Source organism: Bordetella saccharivorans (assembly GCF_045862855.1).
GTDB classification, from domain to species: Bacteria; Pseudomonadota; Gammaproteobacteria; order Burkholderiales; family Burkholderiaceae_B; genus Bordetella_A; species Bordetella_A petrii_F.
Genome location: NZ_BAAFZO010000001.1, coordinates 2552495 through 2572165, shown reverse-complemented (window position 1 = coordinate 2572165; position 19671 = coordinate 2552495). Strand labels below are relative to the sequence as shown.

The window sequence follows — 19671 nt, the reverse complement described above, 5'->3', positions numbered from 1 at the left end:
CGCGCCGGCCGCCGTCAGGCGGCCTGGCGGACTTCGGCGGCAGCGGACAGCAGCGCATCGATGCGCTGCTGGGCCGCCGCCAAACCCGCCTCGGCGGTCGGCTGGCCCAGGGCCATGCCCTCGGCCTGCACGAACACGGGGCCCTCCAACCCGATGAACGCCAGCATCTGCGCCAGGTACGGCGTGAGCGTGTCGTCGGGCGTGCCCACGGCCTTGCCGCCTCGGGTACTGAGCACGATCACCTGCTTGTTCTTGATCAGCCCTTCGGACGTCCCCTCGGCGGTATAGCGGAACGTCACGCCGGCACGGGCGACGTAGTCCAGATAACTCTTGAACTGGGCGGGCAGGCTGAAGTTGTAGACCGGCACCGCGAACACGATGCGGTCGGCGTCGAACAGCTCGGCCACCAGCTCATCGCTGCGGGCAACGATGGCGCGCTGCTCCGCGGTGCGTTGCTCGGCCGGCGTGAAGAGCGCCCCAGCCGTGGCGCCATCAAAATAAGGGACGGGATCAGCCCCGAGGTCGCGAATGCGGATCGAGCCGCCGGGCTCGACCTGGCGCAGGCGCTGCACCAAGTGGTCGGCCAGCTGCCGGGAATTGGAACGTTCGCCGAGAATGGACGAGAGGATGACCAGAGTCTTCATGGGGTTCTCTTGGAGCCGCGTGGCGGCGCTGTGGACATGAAGACACTGTAAAGATCTCCATTGAATGCATAAACCCGATTAAGATGAACTGCTTGTTCCATTTTCAGAACAATGGTGCCTCATGCACGACCTGAACGATCTGTTCTATTTCTCGCAAGTGGTGGAGCATGGCGGCTTCAGCGCCGCTTCCCGGGCACTGAATATCCCCAAGTCCCGCCTGTCGCGCCGCATCTCGCAGTTGGAGGAAACACTGGGGGTGCGCCTGCTGCAGCGCACGACACGGCGCCTGCGGCTGACTCTGGCGGGCGAGCGCTACCTGCACTATTGCCGCGAAATGACGGCCTCGGCGCGGGCCGCCACCGAAGCGATGCGCCAATTCCAGGCCGAGCCCTGCGGGCCGGTGGTGGTGAGCTGCCCGATTTCCATTGCCCAGCAGATGCTGGCGCCGCTGCTGCCCGAGTTCCTGGATACCTGGCCCGCCGTGTCGGTGCAGCTGCTGGCCACCAACCGGCGGGTCGACGTCATACGCGAAGGCGTGGACCTGGCGCTGCGCGTGCGCACCCGCCTGGACACCGATGCCGAGCTGGTCGTCAAGCACCTGGGCGTCGCCAGCAGCACGCTGGTGGCCAGCCCCGCCTACGTGCAGCGCCATGGCATGCCCGAGACGCCGCACGAACTGGCCGCGCATACCACCCTGAGCTTCAACGACCCGCAACCGGAAGTGCACTGGCCATTGCGCAATAGCCGCGACGAAGAAGTGTCGGTGCCGCTGCGGCCGCAACTTTGCTGCAATGATTTCATCGTGCTGACCGAAGCGGCGGTGCGCGGCCGCGGCATCGCGCTGCTGCCCACGGTGGCGACCTACGAGGAACTGCGCCAGGGCCAGCTCGTGCCGGTGCTGCCCGACTGGCGCTCGCCCACCGGCATCGTCCACTGTATTTATCCGTCGCGGCGCGGCATGGCGCCGGCAGTGCGCGCGCTGCTGGATTTCATCTCCGACCGGCTGCCGGATGTCTATGCGCGGATGGAGCGCGGCACAAGCGGGGCGCGCTGAGCCAGGACACTCAAGCCTGGCTCCCGGCCGTGCCAGGCTCGGCCAGCGGCAGCCACAGCACCGCCGCCAGGCCTACTCCGCCCTGCTCGTTGGGCTCGCCATCGCGCAACTCGATGTCGCCGTCGTTGCGGCGCGCATAGGCGCGCGCGATCGACAGGCCCAGCCCGGAGCCGGAAGACGCCGGCGGGCGGCCCGGCCCCAGGCGGTCGAAGCGGGCGAAGGCACGGGCGCGGGCCTGGGCGTCGATGCCGGGGCCGTTGTCCGAGACGCAGACCTCGGCGCGCCCGTCCGCGCGCGCGACCGACACGGTTATGCGCGAACCGGCGGGCGCATAGTGGATGGCGTTGTGCACCAGGTTGGAGAGGGCCTCGTGCAGCTCGACCTCGCTGCCCAGGACGGGAACCGCCGCATCGCGCACGCCGTCTGCGCCGGGCGCCGCCGCCCAGCCCAGGTCCTGCCGCTTCTCGTGCGACAGGGGCAGGTACTGCAACACGACGCTGCGCGCGACTTCGTTGAGGTCCAGTGGTTGGCGCGTGGTGGGCTCGGCCTGGCTGGCGTGTGCCAGCGATAGCAATTGCTCGGTCAGCCGGCGGGTGCGCCCGAGCTGGTCGACAATGGCGCGCAGCCCTTCCTGGGCGCGCTTGGGATCGGGTTCGCGCAGGGCATACTGGGCCTGGGTCAGCATGATCGCCAGCGGCGTCCGCAATTGATGCGACGCGTCGGCCAGGAACTGGGACTGCTCGTCCAGCACCCGCCGGTGCCGCGCGACGTGATAGTTGACCGCTTCGACCAGCGGGATGACCTCCCCGGGCACCCGGGAAGCGTCCAGCGGCGTCAGGTCGTCGGGCCGGCGCGCCCGGATGTCGTTGCGCAGGCGGGCCAGCGGACGCAGCGACCAGGCCACGCCCCACCACACCAGCACCGCGACGAGCGCCAGCATGCGGGCGTCGCGCAACAGTTCCTGGCGCCGCGCGCTGGATTCAGCCTGCAGGCGGCGGCCGATGCTTTCCGCCACCAGCACCAATACCTGCCGGTGCTGGCCCCGGTAATAGAGGTCGCGCAGCACCGCCACGACACGCACGGGATCGTTGCGATAGACGCTGTTGAAAAACACCGGCTCGCCACGGGCGGACGGCCAGACCGGCGGCCGCGGCATCTCCGGCATGCCGGCCAGCGTCGGGCCGGCGGCCGGCACGCCGGCCGCCCCTTCCGGCAGTGGCGGCACCACCTCTTCGATGCGGAAATACTTGCGCAGCCCGGCCTTGGATTCCAGGATGACCTGCGCGTACACGGGCGTGGAAACGACCAGCTCGCCGTCCGGCGTGAACTCGATGCTGCTCTCGAGCACCCGCGCCGGCTCGAGCAGCGCGCTGTCGTAGGCTTCGTTGGTAATGGCCGCCAGGGTGCGGTAGTCGTTCCAGCTGTCGATGACCAGCAGCAGGATCACGCCAGGCAACAATAGCGTGATCAGCAGGGTCCGGATGCCGAGCAGCGGGAAACGCGGGCGGTCAGGTTCCGGCGGGCTCACTGGCGACGCTTTCCAGCATGTAGCCCAGGCCGCGCACCGTGACGATGCGCACGTCGCTGCCGGCCAGCTTCTTGCGCAGGCGGTGCAGCACCACTTCGATGGCGTCGAGGCTGGCTTCGCTGTCCTGGGTGAAGACCTTGTCGAACAATTGGGCCTTGTCGACCGGATAGCCGCTGCGCGTGAGCAGCGCCACCAGCGCCGCGTGTTCGCGCGGGGTCAGGAACAACAGGGCGCCGTCCAGGGTGAAGGCGCGGCTTTCGCCGTCGTAGGACAGCGAGCCGCATTGCAGGCGGGGAAACTGCCGGCCACGGCTGCGCCGCACCAGCGCCGCCACCCGGGCCTCGAGCTCTTCCAGGGCGAACGGCTTGGTGAGGAAGTCATCGGCGCCCAGGTTGAGCCCGCGCACGCGGTCCTGCAGCGCCCCTTGCGCGGTCAGCAGCAGCACCGGCGTGCGGTCGTCGCGCCCGCGCATGTCGCGCAGCACCACCAGCCCGTGCTTGTCGGGCAGGCGCAGGTCCATGACGATGGCGTCGTACTCGTGCTCGGCCATGAGCGCCTCGGCGGTGCGGGCGTCGGGCGCATGCTCGGGCGTGAAGCCGCTTTGCGCCAGGGCGCGCACCAGCCACGACGCCATTTCGAGTTCGTCTTCAACCAGCAAGATGCGCATGGTTGTCGGGGTCCGGCGCGTTCTCGGCCGCGCGCGACTGGCCATGCACCCGCTGGCGCAGATAGCGGGTTTCGTGCTGGCGGCGGAACAGGATGCCGGACAGCTCGTTCAGCGCCAGCGTGTAGACTTCGCGCTTGAACTCGATGACGGCATCCAGCGGCACCCAGTATTGGCTCCAGCGCCAGGCGTCGAACTCGGGATGCGACGTGGCACGCAGGCACACGTCGCAATCGCGGCCGACCAGCCGCAGCAGGAACCAGATCTGCTTTTGTCCTTTATAGTGGCCACGCCATTCACGCCGGACGAAATGATCCGGCACGTTATAACGCAGCCAGTCGCGCGTGCGCCCCAAAATGCGGACATGTTCGGGCTTCAGGCCCACTTCCTCGTGGAGTTCGCGATACATGGCCTGCACCGGGCTTTCGCCGTACTTGATGCCGCCTTGCGGGAATTGCCATGCGTGTTCCCGGATTCGCTTGCCCCAAAAGACCTCGTTTTTACCGTTGACGAGAATGATGCCGACATTGGGGCGGTAGCCTTCACGATCGAGCATGGGCCACCCCCACCGAATTCAATACAATTACGGTCGATTATACGTATCTGCAGCCACCTTTAAATATGCGCGCATCCACCTACCACCTGAACACGCTGAAAGAAGCCCCCGCCGAGGCCGAAGTCGCCAGCCACCGGCTGATGACGCGGGCCGGCATGATCCGCAAGCTGGCCGGCGGCATCTATACCTACATGCCGCTGGGCCTGAAGGTGATCCGCAAGATCGAAGCCATCGTGCGCGAGGAAATGGACGCCGCCGGCGCCATCGAGCTGCTGATGCCGGTGGTCCAGCCGGCCGAGCTGTGGCAGGAGTCCGGCCGCTGGGTGCAATACGGCCCCGAATTATTGCGCATCAAGGACCGCCACCAGCGGGATTTCGTGCTGCAGCCGACCTCGGAAGAAGTCATCACCGACATCGCCCGCAACGAGATCCACAGCTACCGGCAGCTGCCGCTGAACTTCTACCATATACAGACCAAGTTCCGCGACGAGCGCCGCCCCCGCTTCGGGCTGATGCGGGGCCGCGAGTTCACCATGAAGGACGCCTATTCATTCGACCGCGACGAAGCTGGCGCCCAGCAGAGCTACGACAGGATGTATGACGCCTACATGCGCATCTTCGGCCGGCTCGGGCTGGAATTCCGCGCGGTGGCGGCCGATACCGGCTCGATCGGCGGGTCGCGCAGCCATGAATTCCAGGTGATCGCCGACACCGGCGAAGACCTGCTGGTCTACAACCCCGACTCCCAGTACGCCGCCAACATCGAGCTGGCCGAGGCGCCCGGCCTGCTGGCCGAGCGCGCGCCGGCCGGCCAGCCCCTGGAAGCGGTGCCCACTCCGGGCGCCGCCAAGTGCGAGGACGTGGCCCGCCTGCTGGGCCTGCCGCTCGAGCGCACCCTGAAATCCATCGTGCTGGCCACCGAGCCCGAGCCCGGCAAGGTGCAGGTATGGCTGCTGCTGCTGCGCGGCGACCACGAGCTCAACGAGATCAAGACCGGCAAGCTGCCGGGGCTGGCCGGCTTCCGCTTTGCCACCGAAGACGAAATCGTCGCGCATTTCGGCTGCAAGCCGGGTTATCTCGGCCCGATCGGCACGGCGCTGCCGGTCCGCGTGGTGGCCGACCGCACCGTCGCCAACATGGCCGACTTCGTCTGCGGCGCCAACCGCGAAGACTTCCACTACACCGGCGCGAACTGGGGCCGCGACCTGCCCGAGCCCGAACTGGTGGCCGACCTGCGCAACGTGGTCGAGGGCGACCCGGCGCCCGACGGCACCGGCCGGCTGGCGATCCAGCGCGGCATCGAGGTCGGCCACGTGTTCTTCCTGGGCACCAAGTATTCGGACGCCCTGAAGGCCACCTTCCTGGACGAGACCGGCAAGCCGGCCACCCTGCAGATGGGCTGCTACGGCATCGGCATCACCCGCATCGCCGGCGCCGCCATCGAGCAGAACCACGATGCCCGCGGCATCATCTGGCCGCGCGCCATTGCGCCGTTCGAAGTGGTGATCTGCCCGGTGGGCTGGGGGAAAAGTGAAACCGTACGTAACGAATCTGTAAAATTATATGACGAACTGCGCGCTCGCGGCGTGGATGTCATTCTGGACGATCGTGACGCCCGGCCAGGGGTCATGTTCGCTGAATGGGAGCTGATCGGCGTGCCACTGCGAGTAACAGTTGGAGAACGCGGCCTCAACGACGGTGTGGTGGAATTGCAGGCCCGCCGCGAAAGCGAAGCCGCGCGGATTCCCGCCGGGTCGGCCCTGGAACAGGTGCTGGCCAGGCTGGAAACGCTGTAGACCGCCCCGCCCGCGGGCACCGAGCGCTGCCATTGCCATTGTGATCGAACCGAAGTCCGCCGAATCCGCCCTGAACATCCGTGTCTACTATGAAGACACGGACGCGGGCGGCGTGGTGTTCTACGCCAACTACCTGAAGTACATGGAGCGCGCGCGCACCGAGTGGCTGCGCGAACTGGGCGTGGAGCAATCGGCGCTGGTCGCCGGCGAAGGCCGGCTGTTTGTCGTCCATTCCCTGGACATGTCTTACCGTAAACCGGCCCGGCTGGACGATTTGCTTATCATACGCAGCCGCGTCACCCGAGTAGGCCGCGCGTCGATCGATTTCGCCCAACGCGCCGAGCGCGACGGGGAACTGCTCGCGCAAGGCAATATCCAAGTCTGCTGTGTCGACGCCGTGCACATGCGGCCGGCGGCCCTGCCGGCAGTGGTCCGCACCAAACTGGAATCCCTTCAGGAATAACCATGCAAGTCACCAACGACATGTCGTTGCTTTCGCTGATCGCGCACGCCAGCGTCCCCGTCCAGCTCATCATGCTGCTGCTGCTGGGCATTTCCATCATGTCCTGGACCTACATCTTCGCCAAGCGGCTGGCGATCAAGCGCGCGCACGCCCAGACCCGCCGCTTCGAGGACGATTTCTGGTCGGGCGGCGACCTGTCCATGCTGCAGCAGGCGGTCGCCAGCCGGCGCGACGAACAGGGCGCGCTGGCGCGCATCTTCGACGCAGGCATGACGGAATTCCTGAAGGCACGCCGCGCCGGCGGCGACGCCAACACCATGCTGGACGGCCCCCGCCGCGCCATGCGCGCCGCCTACCAGCGCGAGATGGATTCGCTCGAATCGCACCTGAATTTCCTGGCCTCGGCCGGCTCGGTCAGCCCGTACATCGGCCTGCTGGGCACCGTGTGGGGCATCATGCACGCTTTCATCGGCCTGTCGAACATGCAGCAGGCTACCCTGGCCTCGGTGGCGCCCGGCATCGCCGAGGCGCTGATCGCCACGGCCATCGGCCTGTTCGCGGCCATCCCGGCGGTGGTGGCCTACAACCGCTACACCCACGACATCGACCGGCTGTCGATCCGCTTCGACAGTTTCGTCGATGAATTCCTGAACATCCTCCAACGCCAGGTGCGCTGATGCCTTCGGTACGTTCGAACGGCCGCGCGGGCCGCCGCATGAAAGCGGACATCAACGTCGTGCCGTATATCGACGTGATGCTGGTGCTGCTGGTGATTTTCATGGTCACCGCGCCGCTGATCACCCCCGGACTGATCAACCTGCCCTCGGTCGGGCAGGCCTCGGACGTGCCGGTCAAACCCCTGGAAGTGCAGATCTCGGAAGACGGCCAGGTGGCGCTGCGCATGCGCGAAGCGGGCGCCACGCCGCAGGACATCCCGCGCGACCAGCTGGTCGACCAGGTACGCCAGCGCATCACGGCCGAAACGCCGGTGGTGATCGCGGCCGACGGCAAGGTGCCCTATGAAACCGTGGTCAAGATCATGGATGAGCTGCGCAGCAATGGGGTAACGCGGCTGGGCCTGCTGGTCGACCAGGGCGGAGCCGCGCAGGAACCCCAAAAGCGCTGATGCGCCCCCCTGGACGCGCCGCTTTCGCAACGCTTATGACGCCGCCTATCATCCGACACGACAGCACCGCGCCGGCCGCGCCCGCCAAGCAGGACAACCGCAAGGCGCTGGGGCTGGCCATCCTGGTGCACCTGCTGCTGCTGGTCGCCCTCATTTTCGGTGTCAACTGGCATTCCGAGAACCCTGGCCCGGTGCAGGTCGAATTGTGGGCCGCGGGCGACTCGCCCGACTCGCCGCCGCCGGAAGAACAGCCCGACGAGCCAACGCCGCAACCGCGGCCCGAACCCGAGCCGCAGCCGGAGCCGGCGCCGCAGCCCGAGCCGGAGCCCGAGCCGCAGCCGCAGCCCGCCCCGCCGCCGGTAGAGCGCCCCATGCCGCCGCAGCCCGATCCCGAAATCGCGCTCGAAGCAGCGCGCAAGAAGCGCGAGCAGGAAGAGCAGGCCCGCCAGGAAGCCGAGGCCGCCAAGGAAAAGGCTCGCCTGGAGGAAGAACGCCGCCAGGCCGAACTGAAGGAAAAGCAGCGCCTGGACCAGGAACGCAAGGCCGCCGAAAAGGCCGCGGCTGAAAAAGCTGCGGCCGAGAAGAAAGCCGCTGCCGAGAAGGCGGCCGCCGAAAAAGCCGCTGCCGAGAAGGCCGCCGCGGAAAAAGCCGCCGCTGAAAAGGCCGCGGCCGAGAAAAAGGCGGCGGAGAAGGCCGCGGCCGAGAAAGCCGCTGCCGAGAAGAAAGCGGCGGCGGAGAAAAAAGCCAAGGAAGAAGCGGCCAAGAAGGCTGCCGCCGAAAAAGCGGCCGCAGCCAAGAAAGCCGCGGCCGACAAAGCCCTGCGCGAGGCCTTCCGCAATGACGCGCTGGGCGCCGCCGGGATCCCGGGCGGCACCGCCGACCGCAACCAGGCCGGCGGCGGCCGCGACGACGGCTACGGCGCCAAGGTGCGCGCCTGCGTGCGGCCAGGCGTGTCGTATCCGACCCCGCCCCGCAGCGGCTCGGCCAACCCCACCGCCCAATACCGGGTACAGTTGAGTTCAGACGGCAAGGTCAACAATGTGACCCTGACGCGCTCGTCGGGCAACAGCGGCTTCGACCGCGCCGTGGAAACCGGCATCCGGCGTTGCAACCCGTTCCCCAAACCCTCGACAGGCCGCTACGCGCCCGTCATCGATGTCGTGTACCGCATGTATGACTGACAGGAGATTGCTGACCATGACTCCCGCCTCCAGCCGCCCCTTTCCACCAGGGCTCGCGCGCATGTACGGCGCGCTGTTCACCCTGCTGACGGCCGCCGCCCTGCTGGTCTGGCAGCCGGCCCACGCCCAGCTGCGGGTCGATATCTCGGGCACCGGAGCCACCCAGTATCCGGTGGCGATCGCCGATTTCGCGGTAGATGACGTCCATGGCCGGGCAATCGCCGAGGTCATCCGCGCCGACCTGACCCGTACCGGCCAGTTCCGCCTGATCAGCGCCGCCGGCTCGGGCCTGAATGTCGATTCGCCCATCGCCCATGACGACTGGCGCAACAAGGGCGCCGACTTCCTGGCCTATGGCAGCGTCACGCGCGGCGCCGACGGCCGCTACGACGTGCGCTACCGCCTGGCCGACACCGTCCAGAAGGGCCAGCTCGACGGCGTGGCGTTCTCCGGCTCCGAACAGGAACTGCGCCGGGTGGCGCACCAGATCGCCGACCGCATCTACGAAAAGATCACCGGCGTGCGCGGCGTGTTCTCGACCCGCATCGCCTACGTACTCAAGCGCGGCAATACCTACGAGCTGCAGGTGGCCGACGCCGACGGCCAGAACCCGCAAGTGGCCCTGCGGTCCCGCGAGCCCGTGATCTCGCCCGCCTGGTCGCCCGATGGCAGCAAACTGGCCTATGTGAGCTTCGAATCCGGCAAGCCTGTGGTTTATGTGCACACCCTGGCCACCAGCGCGCGCATCCCGGTCGCGAACTTCAAGGGCAACAACAGCGCCCCGGCCTGGTCGCCCGACGGCAGCAAGCTGGCGGTGGCCCTGACGCGGGACGGTTTGTCGCAAATTTACATCGTCGGAGCCGACGGAAGCTCGAATATGCGCCGTCTGACGCGTTCTCCGGGCATTGACACCGAACCGATCTTTACGCCCGATGGCCGTTCCATTATCTTTACCAGTGATCGCAGCGGTGGACCGCAAATCTATCAAACCAGCCTCGACGGAGGCGATGCCCGTCGGCTGACTTTTAACGGTAGTTACAACATTTCACCCCGAATTTCCCCCGACGGCTCCACGCTGCTGTACGTTGCAAAACGCGACGGCGCGTTTCGCATCGCCTCACTCCAGCTTGCCTCCGGCACTGAAACCCTGTTGACCGACGGTCGTGACGACCAGGCCCCAAGTTTCGCGCCGAACGGCATGCAAATACTTTATGCCGCGGTCCAGAACGGCCGCAGCGTATTGGCTGGCGTGTCCAGCGATGGTCGCGTGCGGCAGACGCTCTCGGTACTGAATGGGGAAATACGTGAGCCGACTTGGGGACCATTTACCCGATAAACGCGTATGACCTTCTTTGGAAAAGGAACAATCATGAAGATGCGCATTGCCAAAAGCCTCACCATTGCCGCCCTGGCTGCCACCCTGGCCGCCTGCAGCTCCGTCCCGCTTGATGACCAGTCCGGTCAGACCGGCTCCACCGGCACGGGCCAAGGCACCGCCTCGGGCCAGATCATGGACCCGTTCAACCCGCAAAGCATCCTGGCGCAACAGCGCTCGGTGTACTTTGACTTCGACAGCTACACGGTGCCCGACCAGTACCGCAGCCTGGTCGAGACCCACGCCCGCTACCTGGCTTCGAACCAGCAGCAGCGCATCCAGATCCAGGGCAACACTGACGAACGCGGCGGCGCCGAATACAATCTGGCCCTGGGCCAGCGCCGTGCCGACGCCGTGCGCCGCATGATGACCCTGCTGGGCGTCAGCGACGCGCAGATCGAGACCATCAGCTTCGGCAAGGAAAAGCCCCGCGCCACCGGCACCTCCGAGGCCGACTACGCGGAGAACCGCCGCGCTGATATCGAGTACCAGCGCTAAGCATATCGGCGCATTAGCCCTGCCGCGCGTCGGAACGGTCAAGCGGCCGTTCCGACGTTTTTGTTTTTAGACTGTGGAAACCCCCATGCGCGCTCAAGTCCCGTCCCTGCGTACCCTGGTCGCGACGGCCATCCTGGCCTCGGCCGCCGCCGCTCCCGCCCATGCCTTTTCCGACGATGAAGCCCGCCGGGCCATCCTGGATCTGCGCAAGCAGGTCCAGCAGCAGAACGAACAGAACCAGCGCGCACGCCTGCAGCTCGCCGACCAGCTGCAGTCGATGCAACAGGAAATTGCCCAGCTGCGCGAGCAAGTCGAGCTGCTGTCGCGCCAGCAACCCAGCGCGCAACCTGGCCAGGGCGCGACCAACCCGCCGGGCGTGACGGCTGGCGACCCCAATGAACAGGCCGCCTACGACGGCGCCATCGACCAATTCCGCAAGGGCCAGTACAAGGAAGCCGGCGAATCGCTGGCCGCGTTCCTGGCCCTGTACCCGGACAGCCAGCTGGCGCCCACGGCGAAGTTCTACCTGGGCAGCAGCCGCTATGCCGTCAAGGACTACAAGGGCGCCATCGAAGAACTGAATGCGCTGGTGCAGCAGTCGCCCGACAATGCGCGGGCGCCGGATGCCCTGCTGGTGATCGCGGGCAGCCAGATCGAGCTGAACAATCGCGCCGGCGCCAAGGCGTCCCTGCAACGCATCGTGAAGGACTACCCCAACACCCCGGCGGCCGAGACCGCCCAGAGTCGCCTGCAGTTGCTGCAGTAGAGGTAGCGGCGGCCAGCCCGCCCTACCTGGCCGACACCGCCAGCAACAGGCCCACGCCCACGACAATCAACGCAATGCCGGCCAGTTCCCGGCGGCTGGCGGCATGCGAGAACAGCCGGCGCGACAGTAGCTGGGCGAACAGGACCTCGACCAGCCCCAGCGTGCGCACATTCGCGGCGGCCGTGAGGGAAAAGCCGATGAACCAGCCCTGCGAGGCCGAGGCCCCGAGCAGGCCGCCCCAGATCGACGCCCGCCAGGCGGCCATGCAGGCCAGCAACAGGGCGCGATTGAACAGGGCCATCCAGGCCACCAGCAACAGCGTCTGAACGCCCAGCGACCAGGCCAGCGTCCAGGTCGCCCGCAGCACGAATCCGCCGCTGTCGAGCGCCAGGATGGCGCCGCGAAAGCCGATGGCCGACAGCGCGAAGAACGCACCCGAGACCAGGCCCAGCAAGGCGGGCCGCAGGCTGCCCCGGCCGGCGGCCGAGGCCGGATTCACCGACATCAGCACCACGCCCAGCGTGGCCAGCATGACCGCGGCGATGCCCGTGGGCGACAGGGGATCGCCAAGCACGGCGAAGCCGAACAGGGCCACCTGGACCGGCTCGGTCTTGGTCCACGCCGTCACCACCACGAAGGAGCGCTCGCGCATGGCGGCGAGCATCAGCGCAGTAGCGGCGATCTGGGCCAGCGCGCCGCCCAGGACGAACCAGGTGAACTCGCGGTTGACGCCCGGCGCGGCTTCGCCGCCAATGGCCAGCACCGCGCCCAGGAACAGCAGCGCGAACGGGAAGCCGAACAGGAAGCGCACCTGCGTGGCGCCGAGCGTGCCGAGGGTGGCGGTCAGGCTGCGCTGCACGGCATTGCGCCCGGCCTGCGCAGCGGCGGCGAAGAGGGTGGCGGGAATCCAGACCCAGGTCCAGTCCATGGCAGCGCGTCCCGGCGATCAGGCGCGCAGGGCCACGTCCGCCACGGGCGCGCCGGTCATGCCAGCCAATTGCTGCGGACTGAGCCGGAACACGGCATGCGGATGGCCGGCGGCGGCCCATAGCGTGTCGAACTGGAACAAGTCCTGGTCCAGCAGCATGGCGGGCTTGACGGTGTGGCCGATGGGGCAGACGCCGCCTATCGCATAGCCGGTCATGTCGCGCACGAAGCGCGCGTCCGCCTTGGCCAGCTCTCCTACCAGGCCGGCCACCTTGGCTTCGTCCACGCGGTTCACGCCGCTGGCGATGACCAGCACCGGCGCATCGTCGGCGCGCCGGCGGAAGATGATGGACTTGGCGATCTGCGCGACCTCGCAGCCCAGGCCTTGGGCGGCCTCGGCGGAGGTCTTGCCGCTTTGCGGCAGCATGACGACGGGATGCTCGTGGCCCAGGTCTTGCAGCAGGCGGGCTACGCGCTGCGCCGACTCGGGCAGGGACAGGGCGTTTTCAGCGGACATGCGTGAAGGTTCCATTGGCGTGCGGCGCGGCGCGTGCCGGCCGCGGGACAAGGCCACCGAGTGTAACAGCGGCCGGCGGCAAGGGCGCTAGAATCACGCGCTGGCATCCTCGTACCGGTCCCCATGCGCTCAGAACCCGAATTGCCCCTGCAAGCCGTCGACGTGAACGACTACGCCATGGCGTACACCGAATACGGGCGCGGCACGCCGCTGGTGCTGGTGCACGGCTCGCTGTGCGATTGCCGGTACTGGAAATCGCAGATGGCGCCGCTGGGCCGCTCGTTCCGGGTGCTGGCGCCCAGCCTGCGGCACTATTGGCCGCAGCAGTGGAACGGCGGCGAGTTCTCGCTGGCGCAGCATGTCGAGGACCTGCTGGGCTTCATCGAGACAGTCGGCGAAGGCGCGGCGCACGTGGTGGGCCACTCGCGCGGAGCCCGGGTGGCGCTGGAGGCGGCCCTGCGGGCGCCGCAGCGCGTGCGCTCCCTGACGCTGGCCGACCCAGGCCTGCCGCTGCCCGGCCGCGCCGACGACCAGCGCGGCGGGTTCCGGCAGCGGGCGCTGGCCCTGATCGACGCCGGCGAGGTGGATGCGGGACTCGCCTTGTTCGTCGACACCGTTTCCGGGCCGGACACCTGGCGCCGCATGGTGCCGTGGTTCAAGGACATGGTGCGCGACAACGCCTCGACGCTGGGCGGCCAGGCGCGGGAAACCCTGCCGGCCCTGGGCCGCGAACAAGTGCAGCGGCTGGCGCTGCCCACGCTGCTGATCGGCGGCGCGCTCAGTCCGCAGCCCTACCCCGCCGTGCTGGACATGCTGTCGGAATGGCTGCCGGCCGCGCACAAGGAAGTGATCGCCGGCTCGTCGCACGGCATGAACCTGGGCAATCCACGCGCCTTCAACGCGGCGATCGAGAACTTCCTGGCGTGAAGCCCGGCCGGCGCCTCAGGCGGACGCCTTGCGGCGCGCACGCGCGCGCCGCGCCATCATGTTGAGCCCTTCGATCAAGGCCGAGAACGCCATGGCCGCGTAGATATACCCCTTGGGCACGTGCGCCCCGAAGCCCTCGGCGATGAGCGTCATGCCGATCATGAGCAGGAAGCCCAGCGCCAGCATGACCACGGTGGGATTGCGCTGGATGAAGTTGGCCAGCGGGTTGGCCGCCAGCAGCATGACCGTGACCGCGACGATGACAGCGATGACCATGATGGGAATGTGCTCGGTCATGCCAACCGCGGTGATGATGCTGTCGATGGAGAACACCAGGTCCAGCATCAGGATCTGGCCGATGGCGGCCGCGAAGCTGATGGTGGCGGTCTTGCCCTCGAACATGTCGCCCTCGGGGTTGGGGTCGACGTGGTGGTGGATTTCCTTGGTGGCCTTCCAGACCAGGAACAGCCCGCCGGCGATGAGGATGAGGTCGCGCCAGGAAAAGCCGTGGTCGAACAGCGTGAACAACGGCGTGGTGAGCCGCACGATGAACGCCACCGTGCCCAGCAGCGCGAGCCGCAGGATGAGCGCCAGGCCGATGCCGATGCGCCGCCCGCGGGACTGCTGGTGCTCGGGCAGCTTGTTGGTGAGGATGGAAATGAAGATGAGGTTGTCGATGCCGAGCACGACTTCCATGGCGATCAGGGTAGCCAGCGCCGCCCAGGCGGCAGGTTGCTGGGCAAGCGAAATCAGGTAGTCCATGAGCCCTCCGGCAGGTGTGTTGCGATCATAGCCGGGCGCATGGGCGCTGGCTATATCGGCGTAGCGACACTAGCGGACCGTGCCGCCGTGGGCGGCGATGACCTGTTCGGCCACCTGACGCGGCGCCTCGGCGTAGTGCTTGAACTCCATGGTGTAGGTGGCCCGCCCCTGGGTCAACGAGCGCAGCGCCGTCGAATAGCCGAACATCTCGGCCAGCGGCACTTCCGCCCGCACCAGCTTGCCGCCGCCGCCGGCGATGTCTTCCATGCCCTGCACCATGCCGCGCCGCGACGAGAGATCGCCCATGACATGGCCGGTGAAGTCCTCGGGCGTCTCGACCTCGACGTGCATCATGGGCTCGAGCAAGGCCGGGCGGGCGCGCCGCATGCCGTCCTTGAACGCCATGGATGCCGCCATGCGGAAGGCGTTCTCGTTGGAATCGACGTCGTGGTAGGAGCCGAACACCAGGGTCACCTTCACGTCGACCACCGGATAGCCCGCCAGCACGCCGGCATTGAGGCTTTCGCGCACGCCGCGGTCCACCGCGGGGATGAACTCGCGCGGCACCACGCCCCCCTTGATGGCGTCGACGAACTCGTAACCCGCGCCCGGCGGCTGCGGCTCGAGCTTGAGCACCACGTGGCCGTACTGGCCGCGCCCGCCGGACTGCTTGATGAACTTGCCCTCGACCTGGTCGCAGGTGGCGCGGATGGTCTCGCGGTAGGCGACCTGGGGCTTGCCCACCGTGGCCTCGACGCCGAATTCGCGCTTCATGCGGTCGACCAGGATTTCCAGGTGCAGCTCGCCCATGCCCGAGATGATGGTCTGGCCGGACTCTTCGTCGGTGCGCACGCGGAACGACGGGTCTTCCTGGGCCAGGCGGTTCAGCGCCAGGCTCATTTTTTCCTGGTCGGCCTTGGTCTTGGGCTCGACCGCCTGCGAAATGACCGGCTCGGGGAAGGACATGCGCTCGAGAATGATCACATGGGCCGGATCGGTCAGGGTATCGCCAGTGGTGACGTCCTTGATGCCCACCGCCGCGGCGATGTCGCCGGCGTAGACTTCGCTGATCTCGCGGCGCTCGTTGGCGTGCATCTGCAGGATGCGGCCGAGCCGCTCTTTCTTGCCCTTGAGCGGGTTGAGCACCGAGTCGCCCGACTTGACCACGCCGGAATACACGCGGAAGAACACCAGCTGGCCGACGAACGGGTCGGTCATGATCTTGAAGGCCAGGGCCGAGAACGGCTCGTTGTCGGCCGGATGGCGCTCGATCTCGCGGTCGCGCTCGTCGTGGCCCTTGATGGCGGGCACGTCGACCGGCGAAGGCAGGTAGTCGATGACCGCGTCCAGCATCGCCTGCACGCCCTTGTTCTTGAAGGCGCTGCCGCACAGCATGGGGACGATTTCATTGGCGATGGTGCGCAGGCGCAGGCCACGCTTGATATCGTCCTCGGACAGCGGCTCGCCGGACAGGTATTTTTCGAGCAGCGCCTCGTCGGCCTCGGCGGCCTTCTCGACCATGCGGTCGTGCCACTGCTGCGCCGTGTCGGCGAGGTCGGCCGGGATGTCGCGGTACTCGAACTTCACGCCCTGGCTGGCGTCGTCCCAGATGATGGCTTTCATCTTGACCAGGTCCACCACGCCCTCGAAGTGGTCCTCGGCGCCGACCGGGATCTGGATGGGCACGGCGTCGCCCTTGAGGCGCTCGGCGATCTGCTTCTGCACGCGGAAGAAATCGGCGCCGATGCGGTCCATCTTGTTGACGAACGCGATGCGCGGCACGCCGTACTTGTTGGCCTGCCGCCAGACCGTCTCGGACTGCGGCTGCACGCCGCCGACCGCGTCGTAGACCATGCAGGCGCCGTCGAGCACGCGCATGGAGCGCTCGACCTCGATGGTGAAGTCGACGTGGCCGGGCGTATCGATGATGTTGATGCGATGCTCGGGGTAATTGCCCGCCATGCCGCGCCAGAACGCGGTGGTGGCCGCCGAGGTGATGGTGATGCCGCGTTCCTGCTCCTGTTCCATCCAGTCCATGGTGGCCGCGCCGTCATGGACTTCGCCCAGCTTGTGGGTGATGCCGGTGTAGAAGAGGATGCGCTCGGTGGTCGTGGTCTTGCCCGCGTCGATGTGGGCGCTGATGCCGATGTTGCGGTATTGTTCGATGCGCGTCTTGCGAGTCATGGCGGCCCCTGGTGTGAATCCGGCTGGAATGGCGGACAAGCCACGGGGCTTGCCCGCCATCGCCGATATTACGCGCGCATGGTTGCCGGGCGCCATATAGCCCTGCCCGCGCCACAGGTATGGGTGGCGCGGCGGGCGGGGATTACTTCTTGTCTTCCTTGACGCGGTAGACCAGCACCGCGGTGGTGGCCAGCGACAGCACCTTGGCAGTGACGCTGCCCAGCAACAGCCGCGACAGGCCGCTGCGGCCATGGCTGCCGATGAAGATCAGGTCGCAGCCGTTTTCGGAGGCGGCCTGGACGATGCCGTCGGCGACGTTGAAATTCGACACGGCGCGCGACTGCGCCTTGACGCCCGCCGTCTCGGCGCGGTCGAGGATGGCCTTGAGGTATTTTTCGGCCTGTTCGGCGGAGGCTTTTTCGTAGTCTTCGTCGGTGATGGCATAGGCCGCGGCCATGCCGTCGAAGCCGATGGTGGCGGCGAAAGGCTGGGTGACGTGCAGGGCAACGACTTCTGCGCCGACCGACCGGGCAAAGCAGATGCCTGCGTTGGCGGCCTGCGCCGAAAGCGGGGAGCCGTCGGTGGGAATCAGGATTTTCTTGAACATGTTGCCTGCTCCTGTCTGCTGGTAAGAGCACTCATGCTACCGGAAAACCTATGCTTTCCGCATTGCGGTCTTCCCGCAGCGTTGAGAGCCATCAAGGCATCTGCTGCGATGCCACGAACAGATTAGTGCAACGCGTGCCGGTACGGCAATACGCCAGCACCGGGCCGGGCAGCGTGCGCAGCAGCTCGGCAAAGCGCGCGACGTCGGCGGCGGTCATGGCGCTGCCGATGACGGGCTGGTATTCGACTTGCAGGCCGGCTTCCAGAGCGGCCTTCGAGACCGCGGCAGCGGTGGGCTGGTCGGGGCCGCCTTCGAAATCAGGACGGTTGATGATGACGCTTTTATACCCGGCAGCCGCCACGCCGGCCATGTCTTCGGGCGACAACTGGGGGGCGACGGCGAACTGCTCGGTCAGCGGCTTGATGGGGACAGCCATGGGAATTCCTCGAATGATGAAGCCAGGGAGAGAAGAACAGTATATGTCTTCCGGGCCCCTGGCGCCCGGGCGCCCGCGGGGGCGCTCTTCCCTTCAGCGGCCGGGCGCCGCCAGCACCTCGCCCACTGCCTTCCAGATGCCCGGTGTGCCGACCATGGCCACCGAAAAACGCAGCATGGACGAAGGCGCCTGCACCGGCGAGAACAGGCTGCCCGGGGCCAGCAACAGGCCGCGGTCGGCGGCCGTGCGCGCCAGGCCCTCGGCGTCGCGGCCGCAATCGGCCCAGACGAACATGCCGGCGTGGGGCTCGTGCGGGATACCGAGCCCCAGTTCGGCCAGGGCGGCCAGGCACTGCTGGCGGGCGGCATTGACACGTGCCCGTACCCGCTCGACGTGGCGGCGGTACTGGCCCTCGACCAGCACCCGGTGCACCACCCGCTCGCCCAGCTCCGGGGTGGTCAGCCCGGCCAGCATTTTGAGGTCGGCCAGTTTCTGCACCAACTCGGCATTGCCGGCCAGGTAGCCGACGCGCAGGCTGGCCGCCAGCATCTTGGAAAAACCGCCGGCCAGGATCACCCGGTTGAGGCGGTCGAGCGAAGCCAGCTTCATGGCGCCGCCAGGGTGGAGTTCGCCATACGTGTCGTCCTCCACCACCAGGAAATCGTGCCGTTCCGCCAGCCGCAGGATGTCGTAGGCGGCGCCGGCCGACAAGGTGTGGCCGGTAGGGTTGTGGACCGCGCTGTTGATGATGAACAGCCGCGGCTTGTGCAAGGCGGCCAGGCGGTCGAGCTGCTCGATGTCGGGGCCGTCGGGGCCGCGCGGCACGCCGATGAGGCGGGCGCCGAATGCGGCCAGCCGGCCGAAGATGACGAACCAGGCCGGGTCTTCGACCAGTACGGCGTCGCCCGGCCGGATGAAATGGCGGGCGACCAGGTCGAGCCCATGCGTGACGCCATTGGTGGTGAGCAGGTTGTGATCGGGATGGGCGGGCACGCCGTCGGCCTGCAGGCGCGACGCCAGTTGCTGCCGCAGCGGCGCGTAGCCCAGCGGCGAGCCGTAGGTCACCAACTGGCCGCGCACCGAGCGGCCGACCGCGCGCACCGCAGCCGCCACCATGCCGGGATCGAGCCAGTCGGCCGGCAGCAGGCCGGCGCCGCCCGGCATGGCCGCGTCGGGTTCGCGGAACATGCTGCGCAGCAGCCAGGCGACGTCGATGCGCACCGGCGCCGCCTGGCCGCCGGCCGGATTGCGCGCGGCGGCCGCCAACGGGCCGCGGCGCGCCCGCACGAAAAAGCCGGCGCCGCGCCGGGATTGCACCAGCCCGCGCGCCACCAGGCGGTCGTAGGCTTCGACCACCGTGAAACGGCTCACGCCGGCCTGTTCGGCCATCTTGCGTATGGAGGGCAGCCGGGTGCCCGGGCGCAGGCCCTGGTCGTCGATGCGGCGGGCCACGTCGTCGGCCAGCTGGGCCACCAGCGTGGCGTCTGCCTGGCGCACCGGGCGCCAGTCGGCGGCCGCCTCGGGAGGGGATACAACTGTCATGGTCGAGTTACCAGGCCAGTAATCAAGCTGATATGGTGAAGTGTATCGGTACTGTACTGTCCGATGTGCGTAGAGTGGCAGGAATCCCGCTTGCAAGCAAGCCCGCCGAAGTCATCCC

The 19671-nt window shown here is 67.7% G+C and carries 21 protein-coding genes; 10 read left to right on the top strand and 11 right to left on the bottom strand.

Annotated features, from left to right (window positions below):
- Positions 1–14: 14 nt before the first annotated feature.
- A complete protein-coding gene (locus ACKTT0_RS12310; protein ID WP_407850178.1) occupies positions 15–644 on the bottom strand; it encodes an FMN-dependent NADH-azoreductase in 630 nt (209 codons plus the stop codon).
- A gap of 121 nt (positions 645–765) precedes the next feature.
- On the opposite strand from ACKTT0_RS12310, the gene ACKTT0_RS12305 reads away from it, so the two are divergent.
- Positions 766–1698 carry a LysR family transcriptional regulator gene (locus ACKTT0_RS12305; protein ID WP_407850177.1) on the top strand — a complete coding sequence of 311 codons (933 nt, stop codon included), beginning with the start codon at positions 766–768 and terminating at the stop codon, positions 1696–1698.
- Between the two features lie 10 nt (positions 1699–1708).
- Here ACKTT0_RS12305 and ACKTT0_RS12300 read toward each other — a convergent pair whose 3' ends face one another.
- The 3 genes from ACKTT0_RS12300 to ACKTT0_RS12290 are packed head-to-tail and all read right to left on the bottom strand — an operon-like array spanning position 1709 to position 4446.
- Positions 1709–3190, bottom strand: coding sequence for a sensor histidine kinase (locus ACKTT0_RS12300; protein ID WP_407852421.1), 1482 nt, complete (start codon positions 3188–3190; stop codon positions 1709–1711).
- A 16-nt stretch (positions 3191–3206) separates the two neighbouring features.
- Entirely contained in the window at positions 3207–3893 is a 687-nt protein-coding gene (locus tag ACKTT0_RS12295; protein WP_407850176.1) for a response regulator, read from the bottom strand.
- Positions 3874–4446, bottom strand: coding sequence for an RNA pyrophosphohydrolase (locus ACKTT0_RS12290; protein WP_407850175.1), 573 nt, complete (start codon positions 4444–4446; stop codon positions 3874–3876). The genes ACKTT0_RS12295 and ACKTT0_RS12290 overlap by 20 nt, the downstream gene beginning before the upstream one ends.
- 65 nt (positions 4447–4511) lie before the next feature.
- Between ACKTT0_RS12290 and ACKTT0_RS12285 the strand changes: the two genes are divergently transcribed.
- From ACKTT0_RS12285 to ybgF, 8 genes are all read left to right on the top strand, one after another.
- Positions 4512–6242 carry a proline--tRNA ligase gene (locus ACKTT0_RS12285; RefSeq protein WP_407850174.1) on the top strand — a complete coding sequence of 577 codons (1731 nt, stop codon included), beginning with the start codon at positions 4512–4514 and terminating at the stop codon, positions 6240–6242.
- Positions 6243–6282: 40 nt separating this feature from the next.
- Positions 6283–6705, top strand: coding sequence for a tol-pal system-associated acyl-CoA thioesterase (gene ybgC / locus ACKTT0_RS12280; protein ID WP_407850173.1), 423 nt, complete (start codon positions 6283–6285; stop codon positions 6703–6705).
- A 2-nt stretch (positions 6706–6707) separates the two neighbouring features.
- Entirely contained in the window at positions 6708–7382 is a 675-nt protein-coding gene (gene tolQ, locus ACKTT0_RS12275) for a protein TolQ (RefSeq protein ID WP_407850172.1), read from the top strand.
- Positions 7382–7831 carry a protein TolR gene (gene tolR / locus ACKTT0_RS12270; protein ID WP_407850171.1) on the top strand — a complete coding sequence of 150 codons (450 nt, stop codon included), beginning with the start codon at positions 7382–7384 and terminating at the stop codon, positions 7829–7831. The genes tolQ and tolR overlap by 1 nt, the downstream gene beginning before the upstream one ends.
- A gap of 35 nt (positions 7832–7866) precedes the next feature.
- Positions 7867–9012, top strand: coding sequence for a cell envelope integrity protein TolA (tolA, locus tag ACKTT0_RS12265; RefSeq protein ID WP_407850170.1), 1146 nt, complete (start codon positions 7867–7869; stop codon positions 9010–9012).
- A gap of 16 nt (positions 9013–9028) precedes the next feature.
- Positions 9029–10348 (top strand): Tol-Pal system beta propeller repeat protein TolB, encoded by a 1320-nt coding sequence (gene tolB, locus ACKTT0_RS12260; protein ID WP_407850169.1) that lies wholly within the window; start codon positions 9029–9031, stop codon positions 10346–10348.
- Positions 10349–10381: 33 nt separating this feature from the next.
- Positions 10382–10885 carry a peptidoglycan-associated lipoprotein Pal gene (gene pal, locus ACKTT0_RS12255; RefSeq protein WP_407850168.1) on the top strand — a complete coding sequence of 168 codons (504 nt, stop codon included), beginning with the start codon at positions 10382–10384 and terminating at the stop codon, positions 10883–10885.
- 85 nt (positions 10886–10970) lie between these two features.
- Complete coding sequence (gene ybgF, locus ACKTT0_RS12250; protein ID WP_407850167.1) at positions 10971–11651, top strand: tol-pal system protein YbgF; 681 nt, start codon at positions 10971–10973, stop codon at positions 11649–11651.
- A 22-nt stretch (positions 11652–11673) separates the two neighbouring features.
- On the opposite strand, the gene ACKTT0_RS12245 is transcribed toward ybgF, so the two are convergent.
- Positions 11674–12579 carry an EamA family transporter gene (locus ACKTT0_RS12245; RefSeq protein ID WP_407850166.1) on the bottom strand — a complete coding sequence of 302 codons (906 nt, stop codon included), beginning with the start codon at positions 12577–12579 and terminating at the stop codon, positions 11674–11676.
- 18 nt (positions 12580–12597) lie between these two features.
- A complete protein-coding gene (locus ACKTT0_RS12240) occupies positions 12598–13095 on the bottom strand; it encodes a YbaK/EbsC family protein (RefSeq protein ID WP_407850165.1) in 498 nt (165 codons plus the stop codon).
- Positions 13096–13218: 123 nt separating this feature from the next.
- Here ACKTT0_RS12240 and ACKTT0_RS12235 point away from each other — a divergent pair, with 123 nt between their 5' ends.
- Positions 13219–14022, top strand: coding sequence for an alpha/beta fold hydrolase (locus tag ACKTT0_RS12235; RefSeq protein WP_407850164.1), 804 nt, complete (start codon positions 13219–13221; stop codon positions 14020–14022).
- A 15-nt stretch (positions 14023–14037) separates the two neighbouring features.
- On the opposite strand, the gene ACKTT0_RS12230 is transcribed toward ACKTT0_RS12235, so the two are convergent.
- The 5 genes from ACKTT0_RS12230 to ACKTT0_RS12210 form a co-directional block, all read right to left on the bottom strand.
- Entirely contained in the window at positions 14038–14784 is a 747-nt protein-coding gene (locus tag ACKTT0_RS12230; protein ID WP_407850163.1) for a TerC family protein, read from the bottom strand.
- Positions 14785–14853: 69 nt separating this feature from the next.
- Positions 14854–16968, bottom strand: coding sequence for an elongation factor G (fusA, locus tag ACKTT0_RS12225; protein WP_407850162.1), 2115 nt, complete (start codon positions 16966–16968; stop codon positions 14854–14856).
- 142 nt (positions 16969–17110) lie between these two features.
- Positions 17111–17575 carry a universal stress protein gene (locus ACKTT0_RS12220; RefSeq protein ID WP_028354840.1) on the bottom strand — a complete coding sequence of 155 codons (465 nt, stop codon included), beginning with the start codon at positions 17573–17575 and terminating at the stop codon, positions 17111–17113.
- A 91-nt stretch (positions 17576–17666) separates the two neighbouring features.
- Positions 17667–18011, bottom strand: coding sequence for a protein tyrosine phosphatase family protein (locus ACKTT0_RS12215; protein ID WP_407850161.1), 345 nt, complete (start codon positions 18009–18011; stop codon positions 17667–17669).
- 93 nt (positions 18012–18104) lie between these two features.
- The gene (locus ACKTT0_RS12210) at positions 18105–19508 is read right to left on the bottom strand and encodes an aminotransferase-like domain-containing protein (protein WP_407852420.1); all 1404 of its coding nucleotides are present in this window, start codon (positions 19506–19508) and stop codon (positions 18105–18107) included.
- Between the last annotated feature and the right edge of the window lie 163 nt (positions 19509–19671).